The 13,770-nt window shown below is 70.9% G+C and carries 15 protein-coding genes; 5 read left to right on the top strand and 10 right to left on the bottom strand.

Annotation, left to right across the window (positions count from 1 at the left end):
• Positions 1–895, top strand: an 895-nt coding sequence (locus DN069_RS32750) for an MFS transporter (RefSeq protein WP_111506879.1), incomplete at its 5' end; no start/stop codon positions are given.
• A gap of 123 nt (positions 896–1,018) precedes the next feature.
• On the opposite strand, the gene DN069_RS41085 is transcribed toward DN069_RS32750, so the two are convergent.
• From DN069_RS41085 to DN069_RS32700, 10 genes are all read right to left on the bottom strand, one after another.
• Entirely contained in the window at positions 1,019–1,474 is a 456-nt protein-coding gene (locus tag DN069_RS41085; RefSeq protein WP_207892352.1) for a hypothetical protein, read from the bottom strand.
• A 38-nt stretch (positions 1,475–1,512) separates the two neighbouring features.
• On the bottom strand, positions 1,513–2,604 hold the full coding sequence (locus tag DN069_RS32740; RefSeq protein WP_207892351.1) for a hypothetical protein: 1,092 nt from the start codon (positions 2,602–2,604) through the stop codon (positions 1,513–1,515).
• Between the two features lie 74 nt (positions 2,605–2,678).
• Positions 2,679–3,056, bottom strand: coding sequence for a metal-sulfur cluster assembly factor (locus tag DN069_RS32735; RefSeq protein ID WP_111506878.1), 378 nt, complete (start codon positions 3,054–3,056; stop codon positions 2,679–2,681).
• Complete coding sequence (gene sufU, locus DN069_RS32730) at positions 3,053–3,508, bottom strand: Fe-S cluster assembly sulfur transfer protein SufU (protein ID WP_042376021.1); 456 nt, start codon at positions 3,506–3,508, stop codon at positions 3,053–3,055. Before sufU ends, DN069_RS32735 begins: the two co-directional genes overlap by 4 nt.
• 33 nt (positions 3,509–3,541) lie before the next feature.
• Positions 3,542–4,798 (bottom strand): cysteine desulfurase, encoded by a 1,257-nt coding sequence (locus tag DN069_RS32725; RefSeq protein ID WP_111506877.1) that lies wholly within the window; start codon positions 4,796–4,798, stop codon positions 3,542–3,544.
• Positions 4,795–5,559, bottom strand: a complete 765-nt coding sequence (gene sufC, locus DN069_RS32720; RefSeq protein ID WP_111506876.1) for a Fe-S cluster assembly ATPase SufC — start codon at positions 5,557–5,559, stop codon at positions 4,795–4,797. The genes DN069_RS32725 and sufC overlap by 4 nt, the downstream gene beginning before the upstream one ends.
• A gap of 4 nt (positions 5,560–5,563) precedes the next feature.
• On the bottom strand, positions 5,564–5,887 hold the full coding sequence (locus tag DN069_RS32715) for a non-heme iron oxygenase ferredoxin subunit (protein WP_111506875.1): 324 nt from the start codon (positions 5,885–5,887) through the stop codon (positions 5,564–5,566).
• Complete coding sequence (gene sufD / locus DN069_RS32710) at positions 5,884–7,098, bottom strand: Fe-S cluster assembly protein SufD (protein WP_111506874.1); 1,215 nt, start codon at positions 7,096–7,098, stop codon at positions 5,884–5,886. The genes DN069_RS32715 and sufD overlap by 4 nt, the downstream gene beginning before the upstream one ends.
• A 62-nt stretch (positions 7,099–7,160) precedes the next feature.
• Positions 7,161–8,573 carry a Fe-S cluster assembly protein SufB gene (gene sufB, locus DN069_RS32705; protein ID WP_111506873.1) on the bottom strand — a complete coding sequence of 471 codons (1,413 nt, stop codon included), beginning with the start codon at positions 8,571–8,573 and terminating at the stop codon, positions 7,161–7,163.
• Positions 8,570–9,328 carry a helix-turn-helix transcriptional regulator gene (locus DN069_RS32700; RefSeq protein WP_243640052.1) on the bottom strand — a complete coding sequence of 253 codons (759 nt, stop codon included), beginning with the start codon at positions 9,326–9,328 and terminating at the stop codon, positions 8,570–8,572. The genes sufB and DN069_RS32700 overlap by 4 nt, the downstream gene beginning before the upstream one ends.
• Before the next feature lie 134 nt (positions 9,329–9,462).
• On the opposite strand from DN069_RS32700, the gene DN069_RS32695 reads away from it, so the two are divergent.
• The 4 genes from DN069_RS32695 to DN069_RS32680 all read left to right on the top strand — a co-directional run bounded on the left by DN069_RS32695 (position 9,463) and on the right by DN069_RS32680 (position 13,682).
• A complete protein-coding gene (locus DN069_RS32695; RefSeq protein WP_111506872.1) occupies positions 9,463–10,392 on the top strand; it encodes an ABC transporter ATP-binding protein in 930 nt (309 codons plus the stop codon).
• Positions 10,393–10,436: 44 nt separating this feature from the next.
• A complete protein-coding gene (locus DN069_RS32690; protein WP_111506880.1) occupies positions 10,437–11,156 on the top strand; it encodes an ABC transporter permease in 720 nt (239 codons plus the stop codon).
• 133 nt (positions 11,157–11,289) lie between these two features.
• Entirely contained in the window at positions 11,290–12,618 is a 1,329-nt protein-coding gene (locus tag DN069_RS32685; RefSeq protein WP_165845740.1) for a thioester domain-containing protein, read from the top strand.
• A 92-nt stretch (positions 12,619–12,710) separates the two neighbouring features.
• Positions 12,711–13,682, top strand: coding sequence for a COX15/CtaA family protein (locus DN069_RS32680; protein WP_111506870.1), 972 nt, complete (start codon positions 12,711–12,713; stop codon positions 13,680–13,682).
• The last annotated feature ends 88 nt before the right edge of the window (positions 13,683–13,770 follow it).

The raw sequence follows: 13,770 nt of genomic DNA, 5'->3' as shown, positions 1-13,770 counted from the left end.
GGCCCTCGGCCGGGCCGTCCAGGGCGTCGCCGTCGGTCTCGCGACCGCGGCGGCGGGCGCGGCCCTGGCCGACCTGCTGCCGGACCGACCCTCCGTCGCCGCGAAGCTGACGCTCGCCGCGTCCGCCGGCGGCGTCGCGCTCGGCCCGCTGCTGGGCGCGGCGCTGGCGAGCGGGCGGGACCCGGTGGTCACCCCGTTCCTGCTGCACGCGATCTCCCTGCTCGCGCTCTGCGTGCCGCTGGCGCTGCTGCACCCGCGCTCCCCCGGCAGCGACGCCGCGCCGCGCCCCGTGGTCACCCGCGGCAGCCTCCGGCCGCGCTCGCTGAGCCTGCCGAGGCGGGGCCGCGGCGTGTTCCTGCTGGCGGCGGCGACGGGCTTCGTCTCCTACGCGGTCTTCGGCGTCTACCTCAGCCTGGCCCCCAGCTACGCCGCGTCCCTCCTGCACACGCGAGCGCCGCTCGCGGGCGCGGGCGTGGCGGCGCTGCTGCTCGGCTCCTCCGCGGCGGCGCAGCTGCTGGCGCGTCCCACGCGGTCCCGTGCGGTCCCCGCGCTGGGCATGACCGGTCTGGCCCTCGGTCTCGGCCTCGTCGTCCTGGCGGGCTACGCCCACGTCCCGGCGCTCCTCTTCGCCGGCAGCGTCCTCGCCGGCGCGTCCCAGGGCCTGGCCTTCCGCGCGCTCTTCACGACGGCCTCCGCCGCGCTGGAGCCCGCGTTGCGGGCCTCCCAGCTCAGCACCCTCTGGGTGGTGGTCTACCTGGGCAGCTCCCTCCCGATCATCGGCGTGGGCTTCCTGGCCCGCACCTACGGCATCCTTCCGGCCTTCGCCACGTTCGCGACGATCGCCGCGACGGCATGCCTCGCACTGGGCGCGGCCGCTGTTCGCGCCGAGAGGTAGTCGCACCATCCAGGGGCGCGGGGAACCGCGCGACAAGCCACCCAGGACATCGAGATCCCGAGCGAACAGGACCACTGGGGAGAGTTTCTCGCGCGGTTCCCCGCGCCCCCGGCGTGCTGTCACTCAACGGGGCGGCTCGTCCTCACGCCGCTGGACGACGTCCCCGCGGACGACCCAGGGGCGGTCGTGGCGCCAGGAGAGGCCCGCGCGGCGTTCCGTGGCCATCCGGGCGCGGATGACCAGCAGGTCGACCGCTGCGATCAGGGCCAGCAGGGCGCAGACCGCGGCGAAGGCGATCCAGGTGTTGCGCGCCGCCGGATCGCCCGGCTTCGCCGCGGCCGCCATCAGGGAGAACAGGACGGCGCCTGCCGCGTAGACGGGGCCGAAGACCGCGGCCAGCAGCCGGCGCGCCGGCAGGTCGCTCAGCGCGCTGCTCGGCTCAGCGCCGCTGCGGGCGAGCCAGCGACGGTGGGTACCCCGGTGGGCGTCGTGCGCAGCGGACGGCGGCGCCCCGGGAGCCGGGGTGAGCGCGGGGCGGCTGAGACCGCCGTGGTGGGCTCGGCCGAGAGCGAAGTGCATGGCCGCCTCCTGGGAGGACACCTACCCGCTCGAACGAGCTAGTACCGCTCGACCGGCCGCCGGTCCTGCGGGCGGCGCGGCGGAATCGGGGTGGTCGGGAAGTCGCGCGGACCGCTCCACAGCGCCGGGACGGCGTCGGTCCAGCGGGCCAGCTCGTAGATGATGCCCTCGTAGTTGACCCGCCAGCCGCGGAAGTGCTGCCAGGCCTCCTCGATCGTGCGCTCCTTGGCGAAGCCGGTCGCGACGATCATCGCGACCGCGGCCTCGAACTCGGTGTAGGTGAGCCGGATGGGCGCGGACGGCTCCGGGTCCGGGTCGAACGGGACCCGCATCGTCCGGGCGATGTCGCGCAGCGAGCTGAAGCCCGCGCGCAGCACGAGCCGGGCCTCCGGGGGCGCGGACTTGGGGGCGATGGCGAGCTGGATCGCCGCCGCGTCCAGGACCGCCAGCAGCGCGACGACCCAGCTGCGCTGGGCCCTCGGCGAGCGGAAGGAGAGCAGCAGCGGGTAGTTGGAGTGGCTCTCGCCGATGTCCGCGGCCAGCCGCTCCCAGTCCTTGTAGAGCGTGGGCAGCGCGGTCTGGGTGTCGACGAGCCACTGCCGGGCGAGCAGTTCCGGGCCCCAGGCGGGCTCCCCGGCGCGGGACTCCAGCAGGGTGACCTCGGTCTCGCGGCGGTTGTAGGCGCTGTAGAGCGTCGGCAGGTAGGCGATCTGCAGGGCGATGATCAGCGGGCCGCTGGCCGCGGCGAGGAAGTCCAGGCCGGAGAGCTTCAGCCGGTCGCCGCTGGCGAAGCCGAGGGTGAACAGGCTCGATCCGGCCTCGCGCAGCGCCGTGCTGAAGCTCAGCGAGGAGAAGCCGTACAGCAGCAGCGAGTACGCGACGAGCATGCCGCCGAGCCAGGCGGTGAGCATGCCCAGCAGCACCAGCGGCGCGAGCCACGCCTGGGCCCGGTCCATGGCGCGGAAGGTGCCGAGCGGCGCGGCCGCCAGGCGCAGCACGGTGCGCAGCGACTTGGTGAGCCGGAAGACCAGGGCGGAGTACAGGCCCCGGGGCACCACCAGCGTCCGCAGCACGCTGCTGATCACCATGATGAGCAGCAGAACGCCGAGGACGACAGCGAGAAACCTCATGAGTCACATTGTGTTGCAAACACCTCGGGCGTGGGACTCGGCAGAGCCCCACGCCCGTAACGCTTTCAACTACCTCAGACGTTGAAGCCGAGCGCCCGCAGCTGGTCGCGGCCGTCGTCGGTGATCTTGTCCGGGCCCCACGGCGGCATCCAGACCCAGTTGATCCGCAGGTCCTTGACCAGACCGTCGGTCGCGGTGCGGGCCTGGTCCTCGATGACGTCCGTCAGCGGGCAGGCCGCCGAGGTCAGCGTCATGTCGACGGTGGCGACGTCACCCTCGTCGATGTGGACGCCGTAGATCAGGCCCAGGTTGACGACGTCGATGCCCAGCTCCGGGTCGACGACGTCCATGAGGGCTTCCATCAGGTCCTCGACCGGGACGGATCCCTTGCTGACGCTCTCGAACGACTCGGTCTCCGCCGCCTCGGTGGTGGCAGCCTCGGTCTCGCTCATGCGCTCTCCTTGACGGGCGCTCCGGCCAGGGCCTGCGCCGTGGCGTCCTTCCAGGCCATCCAGCTCAGCAGGGCGCACTTGACGCGCGCCGGGTACTTGGAGACGCCGGCGAACGCGATCGCGTCCTCCAGCACCTCCTCGTCGCCCTCCAGCTGGCCCTTGGACTGCATCAGCTCCAGGAAGGCCTCCTGGATCTGCTGGGCCTCGCCCAGCTCCTTGCCGACCAGCAGGTCGTTCAGCACCGAGGCGCTGGCCTGGCTGATCGAGCACCCCTGGCCCTCGTAGGAGACGTCCGTGAGCACGTTCCCGTCGAGCTTGACCCGCAGCGTGATCTCGTCGCCGCAGGTGGGGTTGACGTGGTGCACCTCGGCGTCGCCGTCGCGCAGGCCACGCCCGTGCGGGTGCTTGTAGTGGTCCAGGATGATGTCCTGGTACATCGAGTCGAGCTTCATCGACCGCCGCTCCTCATCCGACTGACCAGCCGACTAACCGAAGAAGGCGCGGACGTGGTGCAGCCCGTCGATCAGGGCGTCCACCTCCGCCTCGGTGGAGTACAGATAGAACGACGCCCGCGTGGTCGCCGGAATTCCGTACCGCAGGCAGACCGGACGCGCGCAGTGGTGGCCGACGCGCACGGCGATGCCCTGCTCGTCCAGCACCTGGCCCACGTCGTGCGGGTGGATGTCGCCGAGCGTGAAGGAGATCGCCGCGCCGCGGTCCTCGGCCGTGGTCGGGCCGATGATCCGCAGGTCCGGGACCTCCTGCAGGCGCTGCAGCGCGTACTCGGTGATCGCGTGCTCGTGCGCCGCGATCGCGTCCATGCCGACGCCGTTCAGGTACTCGATGGCCGCGCCCAGCCCGACCGCCTGCGCGATCGGCGGGGTGCCCGCCTCGAACTTGTGCGGCGCGGGGGCGTAGGTCGAGGACTGCATGGAGACGGTCTCGATCATCTCGCCACCGCCCAGGAACGGCGGGAGGTCCTCCAGCAGCTCCTGGCGGCCCCACAGGACGCCGATGCCCGTGGGCGCCAGCATCTTGTGGCCGGTGAAGGCGACGAAGTCGGCCTCCAGCGCCTGCACGTCCAGCACCATGTGCGGGGCGGCCTGCGAGGCGTCGATGACGACCAGCGCGCCCACGTCCTGGGCGCGGCGGACGATCGCCTCGACCGGGTTGACGGTGCCCAGGATGTTGGAGACCAGCACGAACGAGACGACCTTGGTCTTCTCGGTGATGATCTCGTCGATGTGGGACAGGTCGAGCCGGCCGTCGTCGGTAAGCCCGAACCACTTCAGCTTCGCGCCGGTGCGCTGCGCCAGCAGCTGCCACGGGACGATGTTGGAGTGGTGCTCCATCTCCGTGATGACGATCTCGGAGTCGGCGTCGACCTTGTACGGCTCGTCGGCCCAGCCGAGCATGTTCGCGACGAGGTTCAGCGACTCGGACGCGTTCTTGGTGAACACGACCTCGTCGCGGCTCGGCGCGTTGATGAAGGACGCGACAGCGTCGCGCGCGCCCTCGTACAGCGCCGTGGCCTCCTCGGCGAGCGTGTGCACGCCGCGGTGGACGTTCGCGTTGTGCAGCTCGTAGTAGGCCGTCAGCGCGTCGAGGACCTGCTTGGGCTTCTGCGAGGTGGCCGCGTTGTCCAGGTAGATCAGCGGCTTGCCGTTGGGCAGGATCCGCGACAGGACGGGGAAGTCCTTGCGGATCGCGTCCACGTCCAGCGTGCGAGAGGTATGGATCACTCGGCTGCACCGCCCTTCACGTACTGCTCGTAGCCGTTCTCCTCCAGCTGGTCGGCCAGCTCGGGGCCACCGGAGGCGACGATCTTGCCGCCGGCGAAGACGTGGACGAAGTCCGGCTTGATGTAGCGCAGGATGCGCGTGTAGTGGGTGATCAGCAGGGTGCCGACCTCACCGGTCTCGCGGACCCGGTTGACGCCCTCGGAGACGACGCGCAGCGCGTCGACGTCCAGGCCCGAGTCGGTCTCGTCGAGGATCGCGATCTTCGGCTTGAGGAGCTCCATCTGCAGGATCTCGTGGCGCTTCTTCTCACCACCGGAAAAGCCCTCGTTGACGTTGCGCTCGGCGAAGGCCGGGTCCATCTGCAGGCCGGCCATGGCCTCCTTGACCTCCTTGACCCAGGTGCGGAGCTTGGGGGCCTCGCCGCGGATCGCGGTGGCGGAGGTGCGCAGGAAGTTGGAGACCGAGACGCCGGGGACCTCGACCGGGTACTGCATGGCCAGGAAGACACCGGCGCGGGCGCGCTCGTCGACGGTCATCGCCAGCACGTCCTCACCGTCCAGCAGCACCGCACCGGAGGTGATGGTGTACTTCGGGTGACCGGCCAGCGAGTAGGCCAGGGTGGACTTGCCGGAGCCGTTCGGGCCCATGATCGCGTGGGTCTCGCCCTGCTTCACGACGAGGTCGACGCCCTTGAGGATCTCGCGCGGGCCGTTCTCGGCTTCGACGGAGACGTGCAGGTCGCGGATTTCAAGCGTTGCCATGGACTCAGGACTCCTGGGTGACGGAGACGAGCACATCGTCCCCTTCGATCTTTACGGGGTACACGGGGACGGGCCGGGTGGCGGGAAGGCCCGAGGGCTTGCCGGTGCGCAGGTCGAAGCGCGAGCCGTGGAGCCAGCACTCGATCATGCAGTCCTCCACCTCGCCCTCGGAGAGCGACACGTTGGCGTGCGAGCAGATGTCGTTGATGGCGAAGACCTCGCCCGCGGCGGAGACGATCGAGACGGCGACGCCGTCGACCTCGACCCGCTTGGGGGTGTCCTCCTCCAGCTCGCTCAGCACGGCGACCTTGACGAAGCCGGCGGTCATGCGGCACCAGCGCCGACGGACGCCTCCAGCTCGGCGTCGATCTTCTCGATCAGGCGCTCCTGGAGCTCCGGCAGGCCGATCTGCTGCACCAGTTCGGCGAAGAAGCCGCGGACCACGAGACGGCGGGCCTCGTCGGCCGGGATGCCGCGGGACTGCAGGTAGAACAGCTGCTCGTCGTCGAAGCGGCCGGTCGCGGAGGCGTGGCCGGCGCCGACGATCTCGCCGGTCTCGATCTCCAGGTTCGGGATCGAGTCGACCCGGGCGCCGTCGGTCAACAGCAGGTTGCGGTTGAGCTCGTAGGTGTCGGTGCCCTCGGCCTCGGCGCGGATCAGCACGTCGCCGACCCAGACCGCGTGCGCGTCCTGGCCCTGCAGCGCGCCCTTGTAGGCGACGTTGGAGCGGCAGTGCGGCGTGTCGTGGTCGACGAAGAGGCGGTGCTCCAGGTGCTGACCGGCGTCGGCGAAGTACAGGCCGTAGAGCTCGGCCTCGCCGCCGGTGCCGCCGTAGATGACCCGCGGGTGCAGGCGCACCACGTCGCCGCCGAAGGTGACGACGACGGACTTGAAGGTCGCGTCGCGGCCGACCAGCGCTGTGTGCTGGGCGACGTGGACGGCGGTGTCCTCCCAGTCCTGGACCGAGACGACGGTCAGCTTGGCGCCGTCGCCGATCAGGTACTCGACGTTGGCGGCGAGTACCGCGTCACCGGTGTGCTCGATCACGACCACGGCCTCGGCGAACGCGCCGACCTCGATCACCTGGTGGCCGTAGGCGACGCCGCCCTGGCCGTGGATGGTGATCCGGACCGGCTCGGTCAGCTGGGCGTCCTTCGGGATGGAGACCAGACCGGCCATGCCGAAGCTGGAGAACGCCTGCGCCGCGACGCGGTCGACGGGCTTGCCGGCCGCGCCCACGCGGGCGTCGTCCCGCTCGACGGCGGTGACGAGGACGCCCTCGGGGGCGGTCACGTCGACCTTGATCGCGCCGGAGGTCGCCTCGGCGGAGCCGTCGTGCAGGCCCTTGAGGCGGTGCAGCGGCGTGAAGCGCCAGTTCTCCTCGCGGCCGTGCGGGACCGGGAAGTCCGCGACGTCGTAGGAGGCGATGGCCTCGTTGCGGGCGTCGGCCGGCTGGGCCGCGAACTCGCCGGGGACACCGGCGACCTGGATCGAGCCGGAGGTGGTGGACCCTCCGGGGGTGGTGGTGACGTCAGCCATGGCTGTCGTGCTACTCGCTTTCTGGAAAGGACTAAGGGCAGCTGGGTGGGTGTCGGGCCGGATCAGCCGACAGCACCCTCCATCTGCAGCTCGATCAGCCGGTTGAGCTCCAGCGCGTACTCCATCGGCAGCTCCTTGGCGATCGGCTCCACGAAGCCGCGGACGATCATCGCCATCGCCTCGAACTCCGTCATACCGCGGCTCATCAGGTAGAAGAGCTGGTCGTCGGAGACCTTGGAGACCGTCGCCTCGTGACCCATGGAGACGTCGTCCTCGCGGACGTCGACGTACGGGTAGGTGTCGGAGCGGGAGATCGTGTCCACCAGCAGGGCGTCACAGAGCACGTTCGACTTGGCGCCGTGCGAGCCCTCGCCGATCTCGATCAGGCCGCGGTAGGAGGTGCGGCCGCCGCCTCGCGCCACCGACTTGGAGACGATGTTGGAGGAGGTGTTGGGCGCCATGTGGACCATCTTGGCCCCGGCGTCCTGGTGCTGGCCCTCGCCCGCGAACGCGATGGAGAGCGTCTCGCCCTTGGCGTGCTCACCCATCAGGTACACGGCCGGGTACTTCATGGTGACCTTGGAACCGATGTTGCCGTCGATCCACTCCATGGTCGCGCCCTCGTACGCCACGGCGCGCTTGGTGACCAGGTTGTAGACGTTGTTCGACCAGTTCTGGATCGTCGTGTAGCGGCAGCGGCCGCCCTTCTTGACGATGATCTCGACGACGGCGCTGTGCAGCGAGTCCGAGGAGTAGATCGGGGCGGTGCAGCCCTCGACATAGTGGACGTAGGCGTCCTCGTCGACGATGATCAGCGTCCGCTCGAACTGGCCCATGTTCTCGGTGTTGATCCGGAAGTACGCCTGCAGCGGGATCTCGACGTGCACGCCCTTCGGCACGTAGATGAACGATCCGCCGGACCACACGGCCGTGTTCAGCGAGGCGAACTTGTTGTCGCCGACCGGGATGACGGTGCCGAAGTACTCCTGGAAGAGCTCCGGGTGCTCCTTCAGCGCGGTGTCGGTGTCGAGGAAGATGACGCCCTGCTCCTCCAGGTCCTCGCGGATCTGGTGGTAGACGACCTCCGACTCGTACTGCGCGGCGACACCGGCGACCAGGCGCTGCTTCTCCGCCTCCGGGATGCCGAGCTTGTCGTAGGTGTTCTTGATGTCCTCGGGCAGGTCCTCCCAGGACTCCGCCTGCTTCTCCGTGGAGCGCACGAAGTACTTGATGTTGTCGAAGTCGATGCCGGTGAGGTCCGAGCCCCAGGTCGGCATGGGCTTCTTGCCGAAGAGCTTCAGGCCCTTGAGGCGGAGCTTCAGCATCCACTCGGGCTCGTTCTTCTTCGCCGAGATGTCCCGGACGACGTCCTCGTTCAGACCGCGCTTGGCAGCCGCGCCGGCCGCGTCGGAGTCGGCCCAGCCGTACTCGTACTTGCCCAGGCCGTCGAGCTCCGGGTGAGCGGTGGTGGTCATGCGGGGTTCCTCCCGGGAGCGGCGGTTGCGTCGTTCGTAGTGGTGGTCTCGGTGTGGGGCGGCGGGGCCGCCCTGGGGACGAAGGTCGTGCAGACCCCGTCGCCGTGGGCGATGGTCGCCAGGCGTTGCACATGGGTGCCCAGCAGCTGCGAGAACAGTTCGGTCTCGGCCTCGCAGAACTGCGGGAACTGCTCGGCGATGTGTGCGACCGGGCAGTGGTGCTGGCAGAGCTGCTCGCCGAGCGGCGCGCTGCGCACCGTGGCAGCGTAACCGTCCGCGGTCAGCGCTCCGGCCAGGGCCTGGGCCTTGGCCTCGGTGTCCGGGCAGTCGCCGAGCTGGTGCGCGTACCGCTGCCCGTCGCGCGCGAGGCGCGCGCGGGCGAAGGCGACGAGCGCGTCCTTGCCCTTCTCGCCGCCGCCGACCGCCTCCACGAGGAAGCCGAGGGCGTCCGCGGCGAGCTGGTCGTAGGCCTGGTAGAAGGTGCTGCGGCCGGAGTCGGTCAGCAGGAAGACCCGGGCGGGGCGACCCCGACCGCGGTGACCGTAGACCTTCTGCTCCCGCGAGGTGACGAGCCCGGCGGCGCTCAGTGCGTCCAGGTGCCGGCGGACGGCGGCCTGGGTGAGGCCGAGGCGCTCCGCGAGGTCGGCAGCGCTGGAGGGGCCGTGGTCGAGGATGGACCGGGCCACGCGATCGCGCGAGGAACCGGCGGGGGCGGTCGCATCGACCGCCTCGCTTCCCTCAGCCCTCTCGCGCACGTATTTCACAACACCATTGTTGCGTAATTCCTTCCGGACGAACAAGCGCCGCTGGTCGGCGAGGAAAGTGCACTCCGTCACTAAGGGTTACCTAATCTGCCGGGTCCGGCCCGCCGGTTCGTAGACTCGTCCCCATGCCTGACCTCGCCCCCGCCGTAGAGATTCGGGGTCTCATCAAGCGCTACGGCGCCAAGACCGCTGTCGACGGGCTGGACCTCACCGTCGCCCGCGGCAGCCTCACCGCCGTCCTCGGACCGAACGGCGCGGGGAAGACCACCACCATCGAGATCTGCGAGGGCTACCGGCGTCCGGACGCCGGTAGCGTCCGCGTCCTCGGCCTGGATCCCTTCGCCGACGCGGCCGCACTGCGACCGAAGGTCGGCGTGATGCTCCAATCGGGTGGCGTCTACCCCGGCGCCCGCGCGATGGAGATGCTGCGGCACACCGCCAGGCTGCACGCGGACCCGCTCGACGTCGACGAGCTGGCCGAGCGCCTCGGCCTCGGCTCCTGTGGAAAGACCGTCTACCGCCGGCTCTCCGGCGGCCAGCAGCAGCGGCTCGCGCTCGCGATGGCCGTCGTCGGCCGCCCCGAGCTGGTCTTCCTGGACGAGCCGACCGCCGGGCTCGACCCGCAGGCCCGCCGGGCGACCTGGGAGCTGGTGCGCGACCTGCGCCGCGACGGCGTCGGCATCGTGCTCACCACCCACCACATGGACGAGGCCGAACAGCTCGCCGACGACGTCGCGATCGTCGACGGCGGCCAGGTGATCGCCCAGGGCAGCCCCGAGCAGCTCTGCCGCGGCGGAGCCGCCAACACCCTGCGCTTCCAGGGCCGTTCCGGCCTGGATCTGGGCGCGCTGCTGAAGGCGCTGCCGGACGGCTCCTCCGCCGCCGAACTGACGTCCGGCAGCTACCTGATCGAGGGCCCGGTCGACCCGCAGCTGCTGGCCACGGTCACCACCTGGTGCGCTCAGGCCGGTGTGCTCCCGGAGAACCTCTCGGTCGAGCGCCGCACCCTCGAAGACGTCTTCCTCGAACTCACCGGACGGGACCTGCGCTCGTGACCACGACCTACTCCCCCGCACCGGGCGCGGCCCCGCTGGGCCGCATGCTGCGCGCGCAGACCGCCCTGGAGACGAAGCTGCTGCTGCGCAACGGCGAGCAGCTGCTGCTCACGGTCGTCATCCCCAGCGTGCTGCTGCTGCTCTTCAGCGCCGTGGACATCGTGTCCACCACCGGCCCCGGCAAGCGCGTCGACTTCCTCGCGCCGGGCCTGCTGGCGCTGGCCGTGATGTCCACCGCCTTCACCGGCCAGGCCATCGCGACGGGCTTCGAGCGCCGCTACGGCGTGCTCAAGCGCCTCGGCGCCAGCCCCCTGCCGCGCTGGGCGCTGATGACCGCGAAGACGGGCAGCGTGCTGGTGACCGAGGTGCTCCAGGTCGTGCTGCTCACCGTCATCGCGCTGGCGCTGGGCTGGCAGCCGCACGGCAACCCTCTCGCGGTGCTGCTTCTCCTGATCGCCGGCACCGCCGCCTTCTCCGGTCTCGGCCTGCTGATGGCGGGCACCCTCAAGGCGGAGGCGACGCTGGCCGCGGCCAACCTGGTCTTCATCCTGCTGCTGCTCGCCGGCGGGGTGATCGTCCCGCTGTCGAAGTTCCCCTCCGCCGTCCGCCCGGTCCTGGAGGCCCTGCCGATCAGCGCCCTCTCGGACGGCCTCCGTTCGGTCCTCCAGCAGGGCGCGACGATGCCCTGGGGGGACCTCGGCATCCTCGCCGTCTGGGCCGTTCTCGGCCTCGCCGCGGCGGCGCGCTTCTTCCGCTGGGAATGAGTTTTCGACAACTCTGTAACAACTCCTGCCCCATGCGTTTGGGCCATCGCGCGGTTACCGGCCGGTTCACTATGCTCCGGCCGAATGCCTACGCATTGGCATGTTCCGCGCAAGTGGAGAGGGCAGTACGGACATGTTCGGAATATCGGCGCGGGGAGGGGCCACCCGCTTCGCGGCAGGGCTGGTCTCGGTGGGTGCGCTCGCGCTCGGCACACTGACGGGCGTGGGCACGGCCCACGCGGACCAGAACGGCGGCGCCGTCGCCACGCTCGGCGACTTCGTGCACGCCGGGGCGATCGACATCGGCGGCAACACCACCTACGGCGGCACGGTCGCCCTGCAGGACGGCGGCCAGCAGCTCGCCGTCTACTGCATCGACCTCCACCACGAGACGCAGGCGGGCGTCCAGTACCAGGAGACCGGCTGGGCCCAGTCGACGCTCTCGCAGAACCCGGACCGCGGCAGGATCCAGTGGATCCTGCAGCACGCCTACCCCGTGGTCTCCCCGGCGACGCTGGCCGGGGACATCGGCGCCTCCGGCCTGACCGACGACCAGGCCGCCGCCGCGACCCAGGCCGCGATCTGGCACTTCTCCGACCACGTGGACGCGCAGCCGGAGGACCAGGCCGCCGCCAAGCTGACCGGCTGGCTGGAGCAGAACGCGCAGGACACCGCCGAGCCGGCGCCGTCCCTGGCGCTCTCCCCCGCCTCCGTGGCCGGCCGCAGCGGCAAGCTGGGCCCGGTGACCGTGACCACCAGCGCCTCCTCCGTCGACGTCGCGCTCACCGGCGCGTCCGGCGTGCAGCTGGTCGACGGCGCCGGCAAGCCGGTCACCAGCGCCGTCAACGGCGAGAAGCTCTACGTCGACGTGCCCAAGGGCACCGCCGCCGGCTCCACCGAGATCGACGCCACGACCACGACCGCGCTCCCGGTCGGCCGCGCCTTCAAGGCCGTCGACGGCTCCAGCCAGACGATGATCCTGGCCGGCACCGCGCCCGTCTCGGTCAAGGCCGCGGCGCAGGCGCAGTGGGCCCCGCAGGGCGCCGTCCCGGCCGCGTTCGCCAAGGAGGACTGCAAGCAGGGCGGCGTCGACGTCACCCTGACCAACGGCGGCGACCAGCCCTGGGCCGCGAAGGTCGGCACCCTCGCGGTGACCGTCGCGCCGGGCGCGACCAAGACCGTGCTGGTCAAGGAGAAGGAGGGCCAGAAGTACACGATCACCGTGACCGGCCCGAACTTCACCAGGACCTTCACCGGCGCGCTCACCTGCAAGCCGACCGGCGGCAGCCACCTGCCCACCGGCAAGCCGACCCCGTCGGCCTCGCCCTCGCACCCGCCGCTGGCCGAGACCGGTGCCAGCAGCTCCACCCCGGTGATCGCCGGTGTCGGCGCGGGCTGCGTCCTCGTCGGCGGTGCCGCGGTGTTCGTGCTCCGTAAGCGCCGCGGCCGCCACTCGGCCTGACGCCCAACCATGTGACGCGCCCCACGGACCCTGACGTCGGGTTTCGTGGGACGCGTCACCCCGGGCAAAGCGCGCGCAATCGGGCACCTACGATGGACGGCGTGCGTACCCCCTTCTCCTACCTCGCCGAGCGGGTGACCGTGCCGGACCAGTGGGTCCGCCGCACGGCGCTGGCCACGCTGGTGTGCAGCGTGCTGATCATCGTGACGGGCGGCGCGGTCCGCCTCACGGGCTCGGGCCTCGGCTGCCCGACCTGGCCGACCTGCACCTCCACGACGCTCGCGCCGACCTCGGCCATGGGCGTCCACGGCGTCATCGAGTTCAGCAACCGCATGCTGACCGACGTCATCTGCGTCGTCGTCGGCCTGGCGATCCTGGCCTCGCGCTTCGCCAAGCCGTGGCGCAAGGAGGTGACGCGGCTCGGGTGGTACCAGTTCTGGATCATCGTCGGCGACGCGATCGTCGGCGGGATCACGGTGCTGACGCACCTGAACCCCTACGTCGTCTCCACGCACTTCCTGCTGTCGATGCTGCAGATCCTCGCCTCGCTGGCGATGTGGCAGCGCACCCGTGAGGGCGACGGCGAGCCGGTCCGCACGGTGGGCCGCCCGATCATCCACCTCTCGCGCGTCACCGTCGCCGTGACCGCCCTGCTCATCGCCGCCGGCACCCTGGTCACCGGCTCCGGTCCGCACCCGGGCGACAGCAGCGACGTCAAGCGCATGCCGTTCAACTGGGACAAGATCACCCAGTTCCACGCCGACTTCGCGATGATCTCCGTCGGCCTGGCCGTCGCCCTGATCTTCGTCCTGATGGCTGTGGACGCGCCGACAGCGCCGCGCCGGCTGGCCAAGGAGTTCCTGGTCGTGCTGCTGGCGCAGGGCGTGCTGGGCTTCGTCCAGTACTTCACCCACGTGCCCGAGCTGCTGGTCGGCATCCACATGCTCGGCGCCGCGCTCTGCTGGGTCGCCGTGCTGCGCCTGCACCTCTCGCTGCGCGTGCGGCCCCAGGTCGGCACGCTCAGCCGCCCGGCCGACATCGAAGCCCTGGTGGCGACCGCCTGACACCCGCGTACGCGAAGAGCCCCGGCCGACGGCCGGGGCTCTTCGCGTACGCGGGTGGAGCTCAGATCTGGATGCCCGCCATGCGACG

Source organism: Streptacidiphilus pinicola (assembly GCF_003258295.1).
GTDB classification, from domain to species: Bacteria; Actinomycetota; Actinomycetes; order Streptomycetales; family Streptomycetaceae; genus Streptacidiphilus; species Streptacidiphilus pinicola.
The sequence above is the reverse complement of the archived record's forward strand: the minus strand, read 5'-3'. Positions and strand labels throughout refer to the sequence as shown.